Source organism: Streptomyces sp. NRRL F-5755, from assembly GCF_001279365.1.
In the GTDB taxonomy this organism is placed as follows: Bacteria; Actinomycetota; Actinomycetes; order Streptomycetales; family Streptomycetaceae; genus Streptomyces; species Streptomyces rimosus.
The window spans coordinates 1-19,994 of the sequence record NZ_LGCW01000025.1; the positions used below are offsets into that span (position 1 = coordinate 1).

The window sequence follows — 19,994 nt, forward strand, 5'->3', positions numbered from 1 at the left end:
TGGTTGCTCGATACGGCCAGGCAACCCGGCGACCACGAGGCCCTCGTCGCGATCGGCGGCTCACCCCCACGAACAGCGCAGGGCACGGCAAACGCCCCCGGCTCGCCCCTGCGGCTACGACGAGGAGCCGATGTGGGTGCTGTCGCTTCTCGTGAACATCGAACACGGCCCTGCCGGGGCGCTGCCCGAAGTCACGTACATGCGCTGTCGGAACTCGTGAACAGAGCCACCGACGAGCCGAGCACGACCACCGTGGGGCGAAACCGGCCCCAGACCGGCCAATTACGCAGCCCGCATGCGGAGCGGGGGCCGCACCACACCTCCAACTCGATCACCCAAGCCTCCTGCGCCCTTCAACTCCCTTTCACAAGAGACCGACGACATCGACGGCGCAGGTCCACCGCCTGCAGGTAGTAGCGTGATCAGGTCAGTAGGCTTCCACCTCAAACACCCCTTAGGTCGAAATGCCGGAGTTCTCGAAAGTGAGTAAGAACCCGCGCTCCGCCAGGTAAAACTGCTGGTCGCGAACTGTGGTCCCCGCGCGTGCGGGGGTGGTCCCGTCGCCCGCCGCGGCTCGAAGTTCATGCAGTCGTGGTCCCCGCGCGTGCGGGGGTGGTCCCTCGCCCTCCGCCGCCAGCTCCAGGAACACATCGTGGTCCCCGCGTGCAGGGCTGTTCCCGGCTTCTATTGCTCGATCCTGGCGGCTCCCGAGTGGGCTCCGCATGGGTGCGCGACTGGTCCCGGCCATCAGGTCGCCGGCAAGGGCACGCTGCAGTCCCCTCTTGTGCGGAGCTGACCCGGATGCCGCGGAGGGCGGGGCCTTCGGTACACCGCCGCCGGCGGCCGACTGATCGTCGCCGACGCGGTTGGTGGAAGCTGCCGCCACCTGCTCGCTGATCACTCGGCCTCACCCGCGCCGAAGCTACCCACCCACGTCGCACCGTCATCATGAACGGCGACTTCGACCTCTCCCGGCACTCCCAGACCGAACGCAAGCACCGCCCCGCCCCACTGTCCCGGCCCCGGAGCCGATCCCCCGATCAACGGGGCTGCGCCCCCACCGCCTGATGCCGACCTTCACCCTAGGAATCCGCGCCCAAGACCCTTCGCAACCGTCAGGCCCTTCCCTGAAGGGACAAAGAGACACAGAGGCACGTCGCATGGCCGACTCGAAGGCGTGACGGTCGCGACTGCATTCTGACCGCGAAACGGGCTCCGGGGCTGAGGCCGAGCGGAGATGGCAACGAGACGGCGCTCGGTGCGGGTGGGGGGTGCCTTCTCCAACGGCCGTGGGAGCATCAACCAGGACCCCCACTCCGGCACCGCCCCAAAACCCCAGGTCACCAGGGGTCAGGGGGCTCGACCGGGCCACACAAGCCCGCGTTTGCCTCACCACACCGAGGCAAACGCCTCACGTAAACGATCTCTCCAACCACGTTTCCGCAGCTCAGATCGATTCTTCTGGTGGGGCGGGTGGGACTCGAACCCACGGCCGACGGATTATGAGTCCTTTTCGGGTCTTCCGACCGCTGCTTGATCCTGCTTTGGATTTCCGAAACGCGCAGGCCAGAGCCCTATTTGTGTTCGTCGGCGTCCGCCCGCTTCCTTATCCTTCCGAGTCCTTCCGTCCACTACGAGTCCACTACGAGTCCATCAGTGCCCGTCTTCGGCCTACGACCGCAGGCACCGCTGAACTGTTCACGCAGATAGCCAACTTCATGGGACGGAGAATCGAACTCCGGCGCAGCGGAGTGCCTTACCGATGAGGCGAGTTCTCACCTCCTGTGCCCGGAGGTGGAGCAGCGCGGCTTTTCGCAGGTCAGCCGCCTACAAACAGGATACTCCGTCCATGCTTGAGAAGCCCCGGAAAAACGTCGCGAGCGCCGCGCGCCCGGTGGACACGGCCATTGCCCCTGAGACTCCGCGTCCCAGGGGCAGTGCCGGGCGGGGCTACTTCACTTCTCCTGGTACTTGAAGTAGGTGAGCGGGGTGCTGGACTTCGGGGACTGGACGTAGACCCGGGCGGGAATGGCGATCAGGCGCTCCTTGTCCTTTGCACTGGATGTCGGGTCCCCATGCCCGTAGGCGAGGATGTAGCCGACGTAGTACGCGCCATCACGCCGACCCTGCAGGCTGCCCTTCACGTCGCTCGGGAAGTCAGCCTCGGTCGTGTCGTCCGACTGCAGCGTGTTTCGCTTGGTCGAGGTGGAGGAGTAGCTGTAGGCGAAGTTGAACTCAGGGCCGGCCTCACCCCCTATTCCTCCCTTCTCGGGCGACGAGGTGATCTTGCCGGCGACCTTGCCGCCCACCGACCAGCCGGCAACCTCGCTCTTTTCGTCGGTGATCTGATGCGAGGTCTTGAAGGTCTTCTTGCCTCCGCCGGCGAGGGCGCCGCCGCCCCCGGTCTTGGGGTACTTGGACTCGGGTGCTGTGTCGAGCTTTCCTACGAACATGCACGGTGACACCCCGGCGGTATTCAGCGTCCCACCTCCGGGGGTCTTCCCTGCGCAGTAGTTCGGGGCAGGGTTCTTCCGGCCGTCCTTCCAGATGTCGTCGTCATGGGTGTTCTGGCGGACCTCGGGCTCGGTGATTGATGTCTTCACGAGCTGCATGGCGGCATCCTTGAGATACCCTTTGTCATTTTTCGTGTTCGGGTCATCCACGTACTTCTGCGCCGCCGCCTTGGCGTCCGCGACCGCTTCCTTGGAGTCGTACTTCGGCTGCACATCCCGCTGTTCAACGGACGTGGTGTTGCCCTTCCCGTCCTGGACGCCCTTCGGGTAGCCCATCACGCTCTCCTTGGGCTCAACGGGCGCCCACCTCTCCAGATCCGCGGTGATGTCGGCTTCCGAAGTGTAGATCTTTTTGTTGTCGATCGGCTTCTGGTCATCGGCAGCCACGGCCGGTGACGCGCTGCCCACCAAGGGCGCCGCGACCAGCAAGGCCGCGGCCAGCACTGCGGCCCTACCAGCCGTGCGGCCGGCCGCCCGGCGCGGAGCGGAAACTGAATTCATCATGGCGAGATCTCCCTTACGGCGTGCAAGGTGGAGCCATACGGCAACACCGGCAACGGACCGGCCAGAAGAGGCCCCAAAGGGGGCGATCGCTACCGCCCTGCCCGCTGGATGTTCGCCAGCAGAACCCAGCAGCGGGGAATTTTCAAGATATTCAGTAAAATTCTTCGGTCAGCCACGACTAAGCCGGGGTCTACCACGAGAACAAGAATCCGCACCGAAAGGAAAACAGTGACGCAACCACGAGATGCGACCAGGGCCAGACAAGAATCGATCTTAGTTCCTGCCTTCGAACTGGAGCCGTTGAAGTGCGTTGGCTCATTGTGTTAGCCTCGAACTTTCGTGTCGGCTCATCAGGCCAACTGGGGGGCCGTTTCGCTTTGTTGTGACGGGTGCGGGCAGGCTGACGGCCCGGCTGTCGCGTCGGGTGGGCGCCGGGTTCCACGGCTCCGGCGGGGCGGTGCTACTCGTCGGGACGGGAGTCTGCTGGTCAGCCGGGGTTCGGGAAGGCGTCGAGCCTGGCCAGGGCGCTGGTGATCACGTCGGTCCAGGGCCAGTGGCCGGCGAATCTGAGGTGTCGGCGGCGGGCGGTGGTGACGAGCTGGGCGGAGGCGGAGAAGAGGCGGAGTCGTAGTCGGCGTGGTTCCCAGAGCCGGGCCTTCCCGGTCAGCGCGAGCACGGGCATCCAGGCGAGCAAGTCGAGCGCGATCTGGATGACCTCCAGCCAGATCTGGTTCTGGGCGGCGTCGTGCAGGGGCAGGTTGCGCAGGCCGGTGGCGCGGGCGTTTCGGATGCGGTCCTCGGCGCGGGCGCGTCGGCGGTGCCGCAGCTCCAGGGCCTCGATCTTCTCGCCGGTGGTGTTGGTGGCGAAGCAGGTCAGCCGCAGCCCGTCGGCGTCGGTGAGTCGCAACTGGGCTCCCGGGTGGGGACGTTCCTTGCGGACGATCAGCCGCATGCCCTTGAGGCAGTCGCTGCCCGCGTCGAGTTCGGCGACCCAGGCGCCGTCACGGATGGCTCCGCCGGGCTCGACGGCCACCGTCCAGGCGGAGGCGGGAACCTTCAGAACAGCCTGGTGGATGGCGTCGGTGATGGTCATTCCGACCGAGTAGGACAGCCACCGGCCGCGCTTGGCGAGCCAGGCCACGAACTCATGGGTGCCACCACCGGAGTCGGTTCGGATCAGTGTCTGGCGTCCGCGCCGGTACTTCTTCGGCAGCTGAGCCAGGGCGAGGTCAGCGGTCGCAATGTGATCGGCGGCTGTGTTGGAGCCGGCGTTCCCGGGCCGCAGCAGAGCGGCGACCGGCTCACCGCTGCCGCCCGGTCCGTGATCGACGAAGCCCATCAGCGGGTGGTGTCCGAAGGTCTTCTTCCAGGTCGCGGTGGCATCCTGCTTCTCGGAGTGCGCCAGTACGAGCACCCCGTCGATGTCCACGATCACCTGCCCGCCGGCGTCCGGGCCCGCCCTTCCTGCCAACTCCCACACATGGTCGCGGACTTGTGCCCGTGCGGAGCGGATCGCCGTCAAAGCCTTCGGCCCGGCCGACGCGAGGGCACCGATCAGGCGGGAGACGGTGGGATCCGAGGCCACCGCACCGAACACGGCCGGCTCGGCCCGCAGCATGCCCACATCGGCCAGGCAGTCACCGCCGAGCGCGACCGCCAGGGCCACATCCAGCAGAATCTTCCCCGGATCGTGCACCGCCCGCGCCTTGCGCCATGGCGCCAGCGCCGCCGATATCGCTTGATCCAGCCCGGACTTACGGATCGTCTCGACCAGCAGGACACCGCCGGCCTGCGAGACTACGGCGCGGCCGCCGCCCCCGACGCGGACACGTGGGTAGGAACCGATACCCGAGGCGCACCGAGCTTGGGTGAAGGCGGCCGGGAAGAAAGAGGAGCGCCGCGCCACCCGCCGAGCGTTCCTCGACGCGAACGCGGCGCTCCGCGAGGGCAAGAAGGGGCTGCGAAAGGTCACCTCCGCTGCCACCATGCACCGCATCAACGACACCCTACGCTCGGCTCTCTCCTGGGGGATCAAGCGCGAGCAGGCGTTCGCCAGGAACTGGGCGCAGCTCGTGGAGCTTCCGGCCGCGACCCGGCCGAAGCCGCTCGTCTGGACGCCCGAGCGCATCGAGCACTGGAAGCGCACCGGTGAGAAGCCCGGCCCGGTTATGGTCTGGACACCGGAGCTGACCGGCCAGTTCCTCGACTTCGTCACGGATGACTGGCTTTACGAGCTGTGGCACACCTTTATCTTCCTCGGGCCCCGCCGTGGCGAGATGGCCGCGCTGCCGTGGACCGAGGTCAGCACCGACGCGCTCTGGATGCGCATCTCCCAGCAGATCGTGGAAGTCGCCTACAAGCTGTACGGCGAAGCCCCCAAGGCCGACAGCGTCCGCACCCTGTCTCTGAGTCTGGAGTCCGGAGACAACCTGGTCACCGTCCGCGCGAAGCAGGACCGGAAGCGCGAGGAATGGGGTGACACCTACGTAGAGACCGGCCGCGTGTGGACGCACGAGAACGGCGAGGAGCTGCACCCCGACTGGATCTCCCGGCGCTTCGCCCGCCTCGTGGAACTGTCCGGGCTACCGCCGGTCCGCCTCCACGACCTGCGCCACCTGGCCGCCACCCTGTCTCTGCTCGCCGGCCAGGACATCAAGGTGGTGCAAGAGAAGCTGGGACACTCCTCGCGCCAGATCACCTCCGACACCTACACCAGCGTGCTGCCCGAGATGATGCGGGCCGAGGCCGAGTCGGTCATGGCCGTCGTCCCCCGAGATGTCCCATTCGAGATACGCACCCCACTGGTGATCCCCGAGAGCGCCTGGCAGGGCGACATCGCGGTCTTCTTCGCCCACGGCGCCAGGCAGTCAGGGGACACCTGGGCCGTCGGAGCGCAGATCCAGCCCGACTCCGGTCTCCTCGGCATGATCACCCTGACCGGACGGGGCCAGGACGACGCCGCCAACGCGGCCGTGAAGTGGATACGCGATCACTGCACTGCGACCGACTGGGAGCTGGTCCGGGTCGAGAACTTCAACGACCGCTATCCGGAGGAGCAGCGGTCGGACTTCTCGCTCACGCGCTTCACGGTCGCCCGCTCGGAGTCTCCGGGGGTGAACGGCTGGGCTCTACCGACGGGTCTGCCACCCACACCGTCGCGGACCGCCCGCCGGGCCTCCGGAGGGCGCCCGAAGGCGGCGTAAGGGGGTCCACTGTCCACTGAACCTGTCCCGTGTCCACTACGTGTCCACTGGATCTTGGTTTGGGCGGGTGAACGGTGGTTGCCACACCGGTGCGGCAACCACCGTTCTTACGTTTCCGCAGGTCACATCGTTTCTGCACAGACGTGCAGCGGTGGGGCGGGTGGGACTCGAACCCACGGCCGACGGATTATGAGTCCGCTGCTCTAACCGGCTGAGCTACCGCCCCGAAACGGCGCGCCGCGCACATTTGTGCGCGCCGTCTGCCGCAGCATAGCCGCTCATACGATCTGCTGCGCGGGTGGGTCCTCGTTGGGCCGCCATGCTCGTCCAAGAGGACTTGGATCACCGGGCGTTCGGTTCCCTCCGCACAGGAAAAAGGCCCCCGAGGGGGCCTTCTTCCGTCCTGCTCCCCCGACTGGACTCGAACCAGTAACCCTCCGGTTAACAGCCGAATGCTCTGCCAATTGAGCTACAGGGGACCGAGCTCCCCCGACTGGACTCGAACCAGTAACCTGCCGGTTAACAGCCGGCTGCTCTGCCAATTGAGCTACAGGGGATTGCTCTGTGTGCCTCGAATGCACTCCGATCCGGGGCTCCGGACGGCGTGCGCTCGCTGCTGCACATACATTAGCGCAAGCAGGGGGGTGCTCCGCCAATCGGTATGCCTGCGGGCGGTCCCGGATGATCTTCCGGTCCGCGGGTAGGCGGGCAGCACCGACCGGCGGACCGGCGGGGAGACGTGCTGTACGGCCCGGCCGATCCACGGGCGGGCGCGCAGTACAGACCGGCGGACCGACCGCACAGCGCGCGCGAGCGAGACCGACGAGAGGGAAGGTGGAGCGACGATGCGCTACCGGCTCACGTTCATGACGGGACTGGCCATCGGGTACGTGCTCGGCACCAAAGCCGGCCGGGAGCGCTACGAGCAGCTCCGTAAGAGCGCCCGGCGGATCACGCAGAACCCGGCCGTACGGAACACCGCCGAGTCCGCGGCGCTCGGCGGCCGCGAGGTGGCCACGAAGGCGTTCGACAAGGTGTCGGAGAAGGTCGGGGACCGGATGCCGGGGCCGGTGGCCGCGCGCATCCGTTCGCTGCGCGAGCAGCGCGGCGGCGATGCGGACGACTGGGGCACCAGCAATACGTGATCGCAGGGGCCGGGCGGCCGCCGGGTTCCCACCCCGTACAGCCCGTGAATCGGCCGTCCGCGCCCGCCTCCCCCGGCCACGGGGGTGTGAACCTGACGGCCGTCGCGTCCCGCGCATGGGGCATCATCTGGGGGCATGGGGATAGTCGCCGGGCTGGACAGTTCGTCCGAAAGCACACGGATCGTGGTCTGCGACGCGGACACGGGTGCCGTCATCAGGCAGGGGTACGCGCCGCACCCCGCCGAAAAGGGACACGAGATCGACCCGCAGGCGTGGCTGATGTCACTCGGCGAGGCCGCGGGCAACGGGCTTCTGGAGGGCGTGCAGGCGATCGGGGTCTCCGCGCAGCAGCACGGGATGCTGCCGCTGGACGCCGACGGCGCGCTCGTACGGGCCGCGCTGGTCGGCAACGACAAGCGGGCGCAGAGCGCGGCGGCCGACCTGACCGACGCGCTCGGCGGGCGGGCCGCCTGGACGCAGGCCGTGGGCGCCGTCCCGCACGCCGCCCAGCCGCTGACGAAGCTGCGCTGGCTGGCCCGTAACGAACCGGCGAACGCGGCGCGCGTCGCGGAGGTCCTGCAGCCGCACGACTGGCTGGTGTGGCAGCTGCTGGGGCGGCCGGCACGGCGTACGACCGACCGGGGCGGGGCCTCCGGGACCGGCTACTGGTCGGCGGCCGCCGGCGCGTACCGGCCCGATCTGGTGGAGCTGGCGCTCGGGCACCAGGTGCGGCTGCCGGAGGTGCTGGGTCCGTCCGGCACCGCCGGGTTCACGCCGGAGGGGCTGCTGATCTCCGCCGGTACGGGCGAGACGATGGCCGCCGCCTTCGGGCTGGGCGTCGGGGCGGGCGACGCGGTGGTGTCGCTGGGCGCCTCCGGCTCGGTCTTCGGCATCCACCACGAGGCGCTGGCGGACTCCAACGGCACGATCACCTCGTTCGCCGACGCGACGGGTATGCACCTGCCGGTGGTGCACACGAGCAACGCCGTACGGGTGCTGCGCGGCACGGCGGAGATGCTGGGCACCGATCTGACGGGGCTGTCCGAGTTGGCGCTGAAGTCGACGCCCGGCTCGTACGGGCTGGTGCTGCTGCCGTATCTGGAGGGCGAGCGGACGCCGCACCTGCCGCACACGGCGGGATCGCTGCACGGGCTGCGCCGCGAGAGCATGAAGCCGGAGCATCTGGCGCGGGCGGCCTTCGAGGGCATGCTGTGCGGTCTCGCGGACGCGCTGGACGTGCTGCGCGGGCGCGGTGTCGAGGTGCGCCGGGTGTTCCTGCTGGGCGCGGCGGCCGAGCTGGGCGCCGTGCAGGCGGCGGCGCCGGGGCTGTTCGGCGCGCAGGTCGTGGTGCCGCAGCCGGCGGACTATGCGGCGCTGGGCGCGGCACGGCAGGCGGCGTGGGCGCTGGGCGCGGCGCACGGCACGCTGGCGCCGCACGAGCCGCCGCGCTGGCCCGCGGCGGCCAGCCAGGTCTTCGAGCCGGGCGAGGACCTGCCGGTCGGGCAGGCGGTGCGCCAGCAGTACATCGCGGTGCGGGAGGAGAGCTACGCCGGGGCGTTCTTGTCGAGCCAGTGACCGTCGGGGGGTCGGTTGCGTCGGGTCGGTGACCGTCGGGCCAATGACCGTCATGCCAGTGACCGTCGGGGCAGTGACCGTCGCGGCAGTGACCGTCGGGGCAGTGACCGTCGCGGCAGTGACCGTCGCGGCAGTGACCGTCGGGGCAGTGACCGTCGGGGCAGTGGCCCTCGGGCCGGTGAGCCGCACTCCAGCTGGTGGCCTGTCAGCCCGGCGGCCATCAACCGTCGGCCACCGTCCCGGCCGGGACGGCCTCGCCACCCCGCCGTCAAGCCACCGACTAGTCCAGATACCCCCTGAGCTGATCGGCGAACGCGTGATCACGCAGCTTGTTCAGCGTCTTGGACTCGATCTGGCGGATGCGTTCGCGGGTGACGCCGAAGATCCGGCCGATCTCCTCCAGCGTGCGCGGGCGGCCGTCGACGAGGCCGTACCGCAGCTGGACGACCTTGCGCTCGCGTTCGCCGAGGGTGGAGAGCACCGCTTCGAGGTGTTCGCGCAGGAGCAGGAAGGCGGCCGATTCGACGGGGGACGCGGCGTCGCCGTCCTCGATGAGGTCGCCGAGCGCGACGTCGTCCTCCTCACCCACGGGGGCGTGCAGGGAGACCGGCTCCTGGGCGAGCCGCAGCACCTCGCTGACGCGTTCCGGGGGCAGGTCGAGCTGGGCGGCGACCTCCTCGGGGGCGGGCTCGTAGCCGCGCTCCTGGAGCATCCGGCGCTGGACCCGCACCACGCGGTTGATCAGTTCGACGACGTGCACCGGGACGCGGATCGTACGGGCCTGGTCGGCCAGTGCGCGGGACATGGCCTGGCGGATCCACCACGTGGCGTACGTGGAGAACTTGTAGCCGCGGGCGTAGTCGAACTTCTCCACGGCGCGGATCAGCCCGAGGTTGCCCTCCTGGACGAGGTCGAGCATGGTCAGGCCGCGGCCGACGTAGCGCTTGGCGACGGAGACGACCAGGCGCAGGTTGGCCTCGATGAGGCGCCGCTTGGCCATCCGGCCGAGGACGACCAGCTTGTCCAGGTCGAGGGCCAGCTGGGAGTCCAGGTCGGGGGCGAGCCGCAGCTTCTCCTCGGCGAACAGGCCGGCCTCGACGCGGCGGGCCAGTTCGACCTCCTCCACGGCGGTCAGCAGCGGTATCCGGCCGATCTCCCGCAGGTACTGGCGGAACAGGTCGGAGGAGGGGCCGCCCGCCTCGGGACGCGGCGGCGGCTCCGGGGCGATCTCCTCCACGAGGATTTCGGGCGCGGGCGGCTCGGCCTGCTGCGGCACGGTGGCCGTCTGCGCGGCCGGCGCGTCGGCGAGGGTCCGGGTCTGCACGGGGGCGACCTCCAGTGTGAACGCTGCTGAGGCGGCGGAAAGGCCGGGAGCGTCTGCGGCCGAGCCGCTGTCCGTCCCGTACATCAAGAGCGGTTCCGCGGGGGATTCCGGTTCGGTACACCAGGACCCGCCGCGCTCCGAGGACTCAGGCACCGCTCCTCAGTGTGGAGTACGACACACGCCCGCCACGAGGGGCGTGCGGGCACTTTTTGGGTCCGCACGGTGACCGAGCGGCTACGGCGGGGTAAGGACGGCCGGGTGCGGGCGGCCGGGACGGGGCCGGACAGCCGGTACGGGCGCGGTCACGGCGATGCGGACGCTGTCACGCCCGGCGGGGGCGCGGAGCGCCGCCACAGCCCCCTACAGGGCCGCGTATCCCCGCTCGCGCAGCGACTGTCCGTACTGCTGGAGGACCCACAGCTCGTTCTGGACGGCGGCCAGGTGCTGGGGGTCGGCGTTCGGGCCGAGGCGCTGGAGGGCGCCGCGGATCTCCGTCACGCGGTGGTTGACGGCGGCCAGCCGGACGGCGACCAACTGGACGCCGGCATACGCCTCGTCGGGCTCGCGGCGGGTGTGCAGCGGCTCCACGGCCAGCTCGGTGACCAGGGAGCGGACGGTGTCGTCGGGGGCGGCCTCGCGGACCCGGGCGAGGTAGGTGTTGTCACCGGCGGCCGACTGGGCGCCGCCGGCGTCCTCGATGCAGCGGCGGACGGTGGCGTACGGGGGCGCGGTGAATTCGTCGGCGCCGTACGCGTCGAAGGCGGGCGAGACCAGGTCGGGGCGCTGGAGGGCGAGCTTGAGGAGTTCGCGCTCGACGCGGTGGGCGGGGCTGCGCAGGTTCAGCGCGGGGCCGCGCGGGCCGGGCGGCGGCTGGGTGGCCTCCGGAGCCTGCTGGGCGGCGCGGCGGCCCGTACGGGATGGGTCCTGGCCGTCCCGGCCGCGCTCGCGCGCCCAGCGGGCGAGCTGGCCGACCCGGCGGACCACGAACTGGGTGTCGAGGATGCCGAGCATGCCGGCCAGCTGCACGGCGGATTCGTGCTGGATGGAGCTGTTCTTGATGTTGGCGACGATGGGCGCGGCCTCGTCCAGGGCGGCGGCGCGGCCCACGGTCGTGTCCAGGTTGTGCCGGGCGACGACCTGGCGCAGCGCGAACTCGAACAGCGGTGTACGCGACTCCACCAGGTCCGCGACGGCCGCGTCGCCCTTGGCCAGGCGCAGGTCGCAGGGGTCCATGCCGCCGGGGGTGATGGCGATGGAGGTCTGGGCGGCGAACTTCTGGTCGTCCTCGAAGGCGCGCAGCGCGGCCTTCTGGCCGGCCGCGTCGCCGTCGAAGGTGAAGACGACCTCGGAGCCGGAGTTGTCCATCAGCAGCCGGCGCAGGATCTTGATGTGGCCCTCGCCGAAGCTGGTGCCGCAGGTGGCGATGGCGGTGGTGACGCCGGCGAGGTGGCAGGCCATGACGTCGGTGTAGCCCTCGACGACGACCGCGCGGTTGGTCTTGGCGATCTCCTTCTTGGCGAGGTCGATGCCGTACAGGACCTGGGACTTGCGGTAGAGCGGGGTCTCGGGGGTGTTCAGGTACTTGGGGCCGTTGTCGTCGTCGCGCAGCTTGCGGGCGCCGAAGCCGACGACATCGCCGGCGATGTCGCGGATCGGCCACATCAGGCGGCCGCGGAAGCGGTCGATGGGGCCGCGGCGGCCGTCCTGGGAGAGGCCGGAGAGGATCAGCTCCTTGTCGCTGAAGCCGCGGCCGCGCAGGAAGCGGGTGAGGTGGTCCCAGCCGGCCGGGCTGTAGCCGACGCCGAAGTGCTGGGCGGCGGCCTGGTCGAAGCCGCGGTCGGCGAGGAAGCGGCGGCCGATCTCGGCCTCGGGGCCATCGAGCTGCTCCACGTAGAACTGGGCGGCGGCCTTGTGGGCCTCGACGAGGCGGGTGCGCTCGCCCTGCTGGCGGCCGGGGGCGTAGCCGCCCTCCTCGTAGCGCAGGGTGATGCCGGCCTGGGAGGCGAGGCGCTCGATGGTCTCGGCGAAGGAGAGGTGGTCGAGCTTCATGATGAAGTCGACGACGTCGCCGCCCTCCTGGCAGCCGAAGCAGTGGTAGAGCCCCTTGGCCGGGCTGACGTGGAAGGAGGGGGACTTCTCGTCGTGGAAGGGGCACAGGCCCTTGAGGTTGCCGCCGCCCGCGCTCCGCAACTGGAGGTACTCGGACACGACGGCGTCGATCGGGACCGCGTCCCGAACCGCCTTCACGTCGTCATCGTTGATCCTGCCTGCCACGCCTGAATTCTACGGGTGGGGTACGACAGTCCCGCCCGGACCCGTGCGGCGGGCGGGGCCGCCGGTCGCCGCGGGGACGGACCGGCGTGGCGGGAGCCCCAGGTCGTCACCGGGGCGTACCGGCGCGCCGCTCACCCCATCAGCTCCAGGAACCGGTCCAGCCCGATGTTGCCGCCGGAGATCACCACGCCGACGCGGCGCGGCAGCGGCTCGACGGCCCCGGCCAGCAGGGCGGCCAGCGCGCTCGCCCCGCTCGGCTCGGTGACGATCTTCAGCCGTTCGAAGGCCAGCCGCATCGCGGCCTTGATCTCGTCGTCGCCGACCAGCACCACCGAGTCCAGCAGCCGCCGGTTGACCGCGAAGGTCAGCTCGCCGGGTTCGGTCAGCGCCTGCCCGTCGGCGATGGTGTGCGGTACGGGGATGCGGACCCGCTCGCCGGCCGCCAGCGAGCGCCGGGTGTCGTCCCCGGTCTCCGGCTCGACGCCGATCATGCGGATGCCGGGCGACAGCGCGGTGGCGGCGAGCGCCGAGCCCGCCATCAGCCCGCCCCCGCCGACCGGCGTGAGCAGGGCGTCCAGCGGACCGGTGTCCTCGATCAGCTCCAGCGCCGCGGTGCCCTGTCCGGCGATGACGTGCGGGTGGTCGTACGGCGGGATCAGGGCCAGGCCGCGGTCGGCGGCGAGCTGCGCGCCGAGCGCGGCCCGGTCGCCGGTGTAGCGGTCGTAGGTGACGATCTCGGCGCCGTACCCCTCGGTGGCGTCCCGTTTGGTGCGCGGCGCGTCCTCGGGCATGAGGATGACGGCGCTGCTGCCCAGTTCCCGGGCGGCCAGCGCGACCGCCTGGGCGTGGTTGCCGGAGGAGAACGCCGCGACGCCGCGCGCCAGCTGCTCCGGCGCCAGCCGGGAGATGGCGTGGTAGGCGCCGCGGAACTTGAACGCGCCGACGCGCTGGAAGTTCTCGCACTTGAGGTGCACCTCGGCGCCGACCAGGCGGTCGAGGGTGCGGGACCGCAGCACCGGGGTGCGGTGGACGACGCCCTTGAGGCGGGCGGCGGCTTCCTGGACGTCGTCCGGTGTGACGGTGGCTTCGGGCATGGCTGTGGCTCTCTCCCTGGCGTCGGCTGCGCTACGGGTACCCCGTGCGGCGGGCGGATACGGCCGCCCCGCCCGCCGCACGGGCGTACCGGACGCGCCGGCTCAGAGCAGCGAGTCCAGCGCCACCTCCGGGTCGGCCAGCGCGTTCGGGTCGAGGACCTGGCCCGAGCGGATGAGCTTCTGGATCGGGTCGGTGACGTCCCACACGTTGACGTTCATGCCCGCCAGCAGCCGCCCCTCGGACAGCCAGAAGGCGACGAACTCGCGCTTGCCGACGTCGCCGCGGCACACGACCTGGTCGTAGGAGCCCGGGGGCGCGTAGCCGGAGTACTCCAGCCCGACGTCGTACTGGTCGGAGAAGAAGTACGGGATGCGGTCGTAGGTGACTTCCTGGCCGAGCATGGCGCGGGCGGCGGCGGGGCCGCCGTTCAGGGCGTTGGCCCAGTGCTCGACGCGCAGGACGGCCGGCTCGCCGTCCTCGGGGGCCAGCAGGGAGTACGGGAAGGCGGCGACATCACCCGCCGCGTAGATGTTCGGGTCGGAGGTGCGCAGCGCGGCGTCCACCGCGACGCCGCCGCCGTGCGCCGGGTCGACCAGGGTCAGCCCGGCCTGTTCGGCCAGGGCGGTGCGCGGCGCGGCGCCGATCGCGGCGAGCACGTCGTGGGCCGGGTGCTCCTCGCCGTCGTCGGTGCGCGCGGCCAGCACCACGCCGTCCTGTCCGGCGATCTCGGTGAGCCGGGCGCCGAAGTGGAAGCGGACGCCGTGCTCGGAGTGCAGGTCGGTGAAGAGGCTGCCCAGTTCGGGGCCGACGACGCTGTGCAGCGGGGTCGGCTCGGGTTCGACGACGGTCACCTCGGCGCCGTACGAGCGCGCGGCGGCGGCGACCTCCAGGCCGATCCAGCCGGCGCCGGCGATGACGAGGTGGCCGTTGTCGCGGCCGAGGGAGTGCAGGACGCCGCGCAGCCGCTCGGCGTGCGCGATGCGGCGCAGGTGGTGGACGCCGACCAGGCCCGTGCCGGGGATCTCCAGGCGGCGCGGTTCGGCGCCGGTGGCGAGCAGCAGCTTGTCGTACACGATCAGGGTGCCGTCGCCGAGCCGTACGGTGCGGGCCGCGCGGTCGAGGTGGACGGCGGGCTGGCCGAGGTGCAGTTCGATGTCCGCGCCGGCGTACCAGGCGGGCTCGTGGACGAAGACGCTGTCGCGTTCCTCCTTGCCGAGCAGGTACCCCTTGGAGAGCGGGGGGCGCTCGTACGGGTGGTCGCGCTCGTCACAGATCAGTATCACCCGGCCGGTGAAGCCTTCCGCACGAAGGGTCTCGGCGGCTTTTGCCCCGGCCAGGCCACCCCCGACGATGACGAACGTCTGGTGTGCGTCGACCACTTGCTTCCTCCTCGCTGCGGCGCGGTGCGTCCGCGTCCGTGAACGCCCCCCGATCGGTGTCCCCGTTCTACCCCCCGCAGTGCCGGGCGGCGTGCTGCCGCCCGCGTGTCCCCGCCCGGTCGTCTCACGCCGGGCGGAACACCCCCCAAGGCCCTTCGGGCACTGGAGGACATACCGCGTTCCGCGGCCGTCCACCCCGTTGTGCCCCTGATTTGTTTCCCTGGTTCGAAACACTCAAGCCCGAGCGTCCCGCACCCGGCGTGCCGCGGGAAGGGGGCCGGTTACCCAGGAGTCGCACCGGCCCCGCAACGAGCGGCGCCGCCGCTGGTCAGAGCGTGCCACGCGGCCGGGTGAGCCGGGCGTGCAGGGAGCGTGCCGAGGCGTCGGTCAAGGCGGCGATCTGGTCGATCAGGGCCCGCATCCGCGCGGTGTCGTCACCGGCCGCCTCGGCCCGGTCGTACAGGGCGCGGAACTGCGGGTCGAGGCCGTCGGGGGCGCGGGCGATGAGCGCCTCGGCGAGTTCGGCGATGACCACGCGCTGGTCGGCGCGGAGCGCTTCCTGGTCGGGGCGGCGCATGACGTACCGTTCCGCCACGGCCTTCAACACGGCGCATTCCAGCCGGGTTCCGTGCGGTACGACGAGCCGGGCGCGGTGCCGGGTGAGCCGCCCGGTCCCGTACTCGGCGCGCGTGGCGCTCTCGGCTGCCAGGCAGAAGCGGCCGATGAGCTGGCTGGTGGCGTCCTTCAGGCGGGCCTGGGCGACGGCCGTGCCGTCGTAGCCGTGCGGCCACCACTCCTGGTCGAGCAGGCGGTCGAGGGCGGCGCCCAGTTCCGCGGGGCCGGCGCCGGGCGCGTAACGTTCCGCGGCGATCGCGAACACTTCGGCACGTTCGGGCTCGGCGAGCAGGCAGTTGGGGTCCAGGTAGCCGGCGTGCAGCCCGTCCTCGACGTCGTGCACCGAGTACGCCACGTCGTCGGCCCAGTCCATGACCTGCGCCTCGAAGCTGCGCGCCGCCTCGGGAGCGCCCTGCCGGAACCAGGCGAAGACCGGCAGGTCGTCCTCGTAGACCCCGAACTTGGGCGAACCGGGGTCGGTCGGGTGGCCGCCGCGCGGCCAGGGGTACTTGGTCGCGGCGTCCAGGGCGGCCCGGGTGAGGTTGAGGCCGACGCTGACGTCCGTGCCGTCCGCTTCGGGCACGAAACGTTTCGGTTCCAGGCGGGCGAGCAGCCGCAGCGACTGCGCGTTGCCCTCGAAGCCGCCGCAGGGCGCGGCGACCTCGTTCAGCGCCTGCTCGCCGTTGTGCCCGAACGGCGGGTGGCCCAGGTCGTGGGCGAGGCAGGCGGTCTCGACCAGGTCCGGGTCGCAGCCGAGGGCGGCGCCGAGTTCCCGGCCGACCTGGGCGCACTCCAGGGAGTGGGTCAGGCGGGTGCGGGGGCTGGCGTCCCACAGGTGCTCGGTGGTGCCGGGCGTGACCACCTGGGTCTTGCCGGCCAGCCGGCGCAGCGCGGCGGAGTGCAGCACCCGGGCCCGGTCGCGCTGGAAGGCGGTGCGCCCCGGGCGTTTGTCGGGCTCGGGGACCCAGCGTTCGGTGTCCGCGGGGCCGTAGCCCGTGCCGTTGTGGCCCGCTTCGCGGCCGGCCGTCGTTCGTGTGCCCGTCATACGGCGACGGTAGCCGCCCTGGTGGGGTCGTGGTCGTATGCGCTGCGCGCAGCGAGCGCCTGGTCGTAACGGTGCAGCACCAGCCGGGCCAGCGCGGGGTGGTCGCCGAGCGGCGCGGCGGCGGGCCCGGGGGCCGCGGCGGCGCACTGGGCGGCGAAGCGGCCGGGCGCGGTGAAGCAGGAGGCGACGGCCGGGCGGTGGTGGCCGCGGGCGGCGAGGGCGCGCAGCGCGGCGGGGACGGAGAGCGGGGTGCCGGGCGGGCCGCCTTCGGCAGGCGCGGAGGCGTAGGCGGGCAGGACGGGTACGCCGCCGAGCCGGTCGGACAGGAGGCGCGCCGTACGGGCCGTGTCGGCGGCCGATTCGGGGGCGCGCGATCCGGCGGCGGCGAGCACGACGGCGCTCGGCCGCCGGGCGCCGGCCTCTTCGAGGCGCGCGTGCAGGGCTTCGGCGAGCAGGGGGTGCGGGCCGAGGGGGCGGGCGAGGCAGGCCGTGAGGTGGGGCGCGTCGGCGAGCGCGGCGGGGATGTCGTGGCCGACGTGGTGGCCGCGGGCGAGCAGCAGCGGTACGGCGACGGCCGGGCCGTTCAGCCGGGCCAGCGTGTCGGGGAGCAGGGGCGCGTTCAGTTCGATGTGGCCGAGGCGGACGGTGAGGCCGGGGCGCAGGGCGCGTACCCGGTCCAGGAGGGCGGTCACGGTACGCAGGGCGCGGGGGTCGCGGCTGCCGTGCGCCACCGCGACGAGCGGGGGCGCCTCCCGGGCCGTTGCGGCGCCGGGAGCGGGGCGGGGTGCGGCCGGGCCGCGGCGGGGCAGGCCGTACAGCCTGACCCGGCCGAGCCGTTCGCCGAGCTGGGTGGTGATCTCCGTCATGATCTGCGCCGTACTGTCGAAGGGGACCGCGGGGCCGGAGGGGCCCGCGGGCGGTGGGGTCGGTGTCGACGCCGTCATGGAGGGAGCCTGGCAGCCGGTCGTTGCGGTGCCGTTGCGCGGACGTGACGGCGGGTTTCCGGTGGCTGTCGAGGTGCGCGGGCCGTACGTGAAGTACGGGCCGGGCTCCTCACCTCCTCGGCACGGCCACCGTGAGGCGCGCTTCCCCGGCCCGTAACGCCGCCCCGGACCAGCGGAAACACGCGCGCCGCAGGCTGGTCGCATGACTGCCGCCACCCCCCGCACCGCCCATGCCCCGGCGGCCCCGCCGCAGGAAGCGCACGCGAGCGCGCCCGTGGAGACGCACTGCCCGTACTGCTCCCTCCAGTGCGGCATGGGCCTGCGCCGCACCCCGGCGGACGCCGCCGGCCCCCCGGCCGAGGTCGTGGAACGCCCGGAGTTCCCGGTCAACCGGGGCGCCCTGTGCGGCAAGGGCCGCACCGCCGCCGAACTCCTCGCGCCGGGGGCCCGGCTGACCGAGCCGCTGGTACGGGACGCGGCGACCGGCCGCCTCGTACCGGCGGACTGGGAGACGGCGCTGCGCCGGGTGGCCGACGGTCTGTCCCGTACCGGCGGCGCGTACGGCAAGGACGCGGTGGGCGTCTTCGGCGGGGGCGGTCTGACCAACGAGAAGGCGTACGCGCTGGGCAAGTTCGCGCGGGTGGTGCTCGGCACCTCGCAGATCGACTACAACGGCCGGTTCTGCATGTCCTCGGCCGCCGCCGCGCACCAGCGGGCCTTCGGGCTGGACCGCGGGCTGCCGTTCCCGCTGGCGGACATCGCGCGTACCGGCTGTGTGCTCCTCGTCGGCTCGAACTTGGCCGAGACGATGCCGCCCGCGCTGCGCTATCTGACGGAGCTGAAGGAGAACGGCGGCCGGCTGATCGTCGTCGATCCGCGCCGTACCCGCACCGCCGAGCAGGCGGACCTGCATCTGGCGCCGCGCCCCGGCACCGATCTGGCGCTCGCGCTGGGGCTGCTGCATCTGGTGGTGGCGGAGGGGCGTACGGACGAGGAGTTCATCGCGGCCCGTACCAGCGGCTGGCCCGCGGCACGGGCCGCCGCGATGGCGCACTGGCCGGAACTGGTCGAGCGGATCACCGGCGTGCCGGTGCCCCAACTGCGGGCGGCGGTGCGCCTGTTCTGCGAAGCGGACGGCTCGATGGTGCTGACGGCGCGCGGCCCCGAACAGCAGGCGAAGGGGACGGACACGGTCGGCGCGTGGATCAACCTGTGCCTGGCGACCGGGCGGGCGGGCCGCGAGCGCTCCGGATACGGGTGCCTGACCGGCCAGGGCAACGGGCAGGGCGGGCGCGAACACGGCCAGAAGGCGGACCAGTTGCCCGGCTACCGCAAGCTGGCCGACCCGGCCGCGCGGGCGCATGTGGCGGGCGTGTGGGGCGTACCGCCGGACTCCCTCCCCGGACCCGGCCGCAGCGCGTACGAACTGCTGGACGCGCTGGGCCGGGACGTACGCGCCCTACTCCTCATGGGCTCCAACCCCGTCGTCTCCGCGCCCCGCGCCGCCCACGTGGAGCAGCGCATCCGGGCGCTGGACTTCCTCGCGGTGGCCGATGTCGTGCTGTCGGAGACGGCGGCGCTGGCGGACGTGGTGCTGCCGGTCGCCCAGTGGGCGGAGGAGACCGGGACCACGACGAACCTGGAGGGCCGGGTACTGCTGCGCCGCCGCGCCCTGCCCCCGCCTCCGGGCGTCCGCACCGACCTCGAAGTACTCAACGCCCTTGCTTCCCACCTCGGTTGGGAGAAGGGATTCCCCGCCGACCCGGAAGAGGTCTTCGACGAACTGCGCCGCGCCTCGGCCGGCGGCCCGGCCGACTACGCCGGCATCACCTACCGGCGCATCGCCACCGAGGACGGCGTCTTCTGGCCCTGCGCCGACGAGGACCACCCCGGCACCCCGCGCCTCTTCCTGGACCGCTTCGCGACCCCCGACGGCCGCGCCCGCTTCGTCCCGGTCACCCACCGCCCCGCCGCCGAGGAGCCGGACGAGGCGTACCCGGTGGTCCTCACCACCGGCCGGGTCCTGGCCCAGTACCAGTCGGGCGCCCAGACCCGCCGCGTCCCCGACCTGAACACCGCCGCCCCCGGCCCGTACGTGGAGATCCACCCGCGCCTCGCCCGGCAGCACGGCATCGAGGACGGCCACCCGGTGGCGGTGACCTCCCGCCGCGGCCGCTCGGTGGCCCCCGCCCGCTACAGCGAGGCGATCCGCGCCGACACGGTCTTCATGCCCTTCCACTGGCCGGGCGCCGGACGCGCCAACACGCTCACCAACCCGGCTCTCGATCCGACGTCGGGGATGCCGGAGTTCAAGGTGTGTGCGGTGCGGGTGGAGGCGGTGGCCCCCGAGGCCGCCGAGGAAGGGGCCTGACCGGACC

Annotated in this window: 12 protein-coding genes and 3 tRNA genes; 4 read left to right on the plus strand and 11 right to left on the minus strand. The window is 71.9% G+C overall.

Going from position 1 to position 19,994, the window contains the following annotated elements; genetic code table 11:
- Positions 1-1,955: 1,955 nt before the first annotated feature.
- A complete protein-coding gene (locus ADK86_RS04660; protein WP_159393775.1) occupies positions 1,956-3,017 on the minus strand; it encodes a hypothetical protein in 1,062 nt (353 codons plus the stop codon).
- Positions 3,018-3,504: 487 nt separating this feature from the next.
- Positions 3,505-4,863 carry an IS1380 family transposase gene (locus ADK86_RS04665; RefSeq protein ID WP_053695485.1) on the minus strand — a complete coding sequence of 453 codons (1,359 nt, stop codon included), beginning with the start codon at positions 4,861-4,863 and terminating at the stop codon, positions 3,505-3,507.
- A 22-nt stretch (positions 4,864-4,885) separates the two neighbouring features.
- Here ADK86_RS04665 and ADK86_RS04670 point away from each other — a divergent pair, with 22 nt between their 5' ends.
- Complete coding sequence (locus ADK86_RS04670; RefSeq protein WP_159393776.1) at positions 4,886-6,220, plus strand: tyrosine-type recombinase/integrase; 1,335 nt, start codon at positions 4,886-4,888, stop codon at positions 6,218-6,220.
- A gap of 152 nt (positions 6,221-6,372) precedes the next feature.
- Here ADK86_RS04670 and ADK86_RS04675 read toward each other — a convergent pair.
- From ADK86_RS04675 to ADK86_RS04685, 3 genes are all read right to left on the minus strand, one after another.
- Positions 6,373-6,446, minus strand: a tRNA-Ile gene (locus tag ADK86_RS04675).
- A gap of 180 nt (positions 6,447-6,626) precedes the next feature.
- Positions 6,627-6,699 (minus strand) — tRNA-Asn (locus ADK86_RS04680).
- A gap of 5 nt (positions 6,700-6,704) precedes the next feature.
- Positions 6,705-6,777 (minus strand) — tRNA-Asn (locus ADK86_RS04685).
- A 288-nt stretch (positions 6,778-7,065) separates the two neighbouring features.
- On the opposite strand from ADK86_RS04685, the gene ADK86_RS04690 reads away from it, so the two are divergent.
- Together ADK86_RS04690 and ADK86_RS04695 are read left to right on the plus strand one after the other, a co-directional pair.
- Positions 7,066-7,365 (plus strand): hypothetical protein, encoded by a 300-nt coding sequence (locus ADK86_RS04690; protein ID WP_003985195.1) that lies wholly within the window; start codon positions 7,066-7,068, stop codon positions 7,363-7,365.
- 135 nt (positions 7,366-7,500) lie between these two features.
- Positions 7,501-8,940, plus strand: coding sequence for an FGGY family carbohydrate kinase (locus ADK86_RS04695; RefSeq protein ID WP_030183108.1), 1,440 nt, complete (start codon positions 7,501-7,503; stop codon positions 8,938-8,940).
- Positions 8,941-9,220: 280 nt separating this feature from the next.
- Here ADK86_RS04695 and ADK86_RS04700 read toward each other — a convergent pair whose 3' ends face one another.
- The 6 genes from ADK86_RS04700 to ADK86_RS04725 all read right to left on the minus strand — a co-directional run bounded on the left by ADK86_RS04700 (position 9,221) and on the right by ADK86_RS04725 (position 17,616).
- Entirely contained in the window at positions 9,221-10,417 is a 1,197-nt protein-coding gene (locus ADK86_RS04700) for an RNA polymerase sigma factor (RefSeq protein WP_053695426.1), read from the minus strand.
- A 207-nt stretch (positions 10,418-10,624) separates the two neighbouring features.
- The gene (gene dnaG / locus ADK86_RS04705; protein WP_053695427.1) at positions 10,625-12,538 is read right to left on the minus strand and encodes a DNA primase; all 1,914 of its coding nucleotides are present in this window, start codon (positions 12,536-12,538) and stop codon (positions 10,625-10,627) included.
- Positions 12,539-12,669: 131 nt separating this feature from the next.
- Entirely contained in the window at positions 12,670-13,632 is a 963-nt protein-coding gene (locus ADK86_RS04710; RefSeq protein WP_053695428.1) for a pyridoxal-phosphate dependent enzyme, read from the minus strand.
- A 102-nt stretch (positions 13,633-13,734) separates the two neighbouring features.
- The gene (locus ADK86_RS04715) at positions 13,735-15,012 is read right to left on the minus strand and encodes an NAD(P)/FAD-dependent oxidoreductase (RefSeq protein ID WP_053695429.1); all 1,278 of its coding nucleotides are present in this window, start codon (positions 15,010-15,012) and stop codon (positions 13,735-13,737) included.
- 328 nt (positions 15,013-15,340) lie between these two features.
- Complete coding sequence (locus ADK86_RS04720; RefSeq protein WP_053695430.1) at positions 15,341-16,672, minus strand: deoxyguanosinetriphosphate triphosphohydrolase; 1,332 nt, start codon at positions 16,670-16,672, stop codon at positions 15,341-15,343.
- Positions 16,669-17,616: a sirohydrochlorin chelatase gene (locus ADK86_RS04725; RefSeq protein WP_053695431.1), complete on the minus strand. Its 948-nt coding sequence runs from the start codon at positions 17,614-17,616 to the stop codon at positions 16,669-16,671. Before ADK86_RS04725 ends, ADK86_RS04720 begins: the two co-directional genes overlap by 4 nt.
- 202 nt (positions 17,617-17,818) lie before the next feature.
- Here ADK86_RS04725 and ADK86_RS04730 point away from each other — a divergent pair, with 202 nt between their 5' ends.
- The gene (locus ADK86_RS04730; protein ID WP_078951812.1) at positions 17,819-19,987 is read left to right on the plus strand and encodes a molybdopterin oxidoreductase family protein; all 2,169 of its coding nucleotides are present in this window, start codon (positions 17,819-17,821) and stop codon (positions 19,985-19,987) included.
- Positions 19,988-19,994: the final 7 nt, after the last annotated feature.

Coding starts and splice junctions, on each gene's coding strand:
- ADK86_RS04660 (WP_159393775.1), bottom strand. CDS start 3,017: ATGATGAATTCAGTTTCCGCTCCGCGCCGGGCGGCCGGCCGCACGGCT.
- ADK86_RS04690 (WP_003985195.1), top strand. CDS start 7,066: ATGCGCTACCGGCTCACGTTCATGACGGGACTGGCCATCGGGTACGTG.
- ADK86_RS04695 (WP_030183108.1), top strand. CDS start 7,501: ATGGGGATAGTCGCCGGGCTGGACAGTTCGTCCGAAAGCACACGGATC.
- ADK86_RS04710 (WP_053695428.1), bottom strand. CDS start 13,632: ATGCCCGAAGCCACCGTCACACCGGACGACGTCCAGGAAGCCGCCGCC.
- ADK86_RS04720 (WP_053695430.1), bottom strand. CDS start 16,672: ATGACGGGCACACGAACGACGGCCGGCCGCGAAGCGGGCCACAACGGC.
- ADK86_RS04725 (WP_053695431.1), bottom strand. CDS start 17,616: ATGACGGCGTCGACACCGACCCCACCGCCCGCGGGCCCCTCCGGCCCC.
- ADK86_RS04730 (WP_078951812.1), top strand. CDS start 17,819: ATGACTGCCGCCACCCCCCGCACCGCCCATGCCCCGGCGGCCCCGCCG.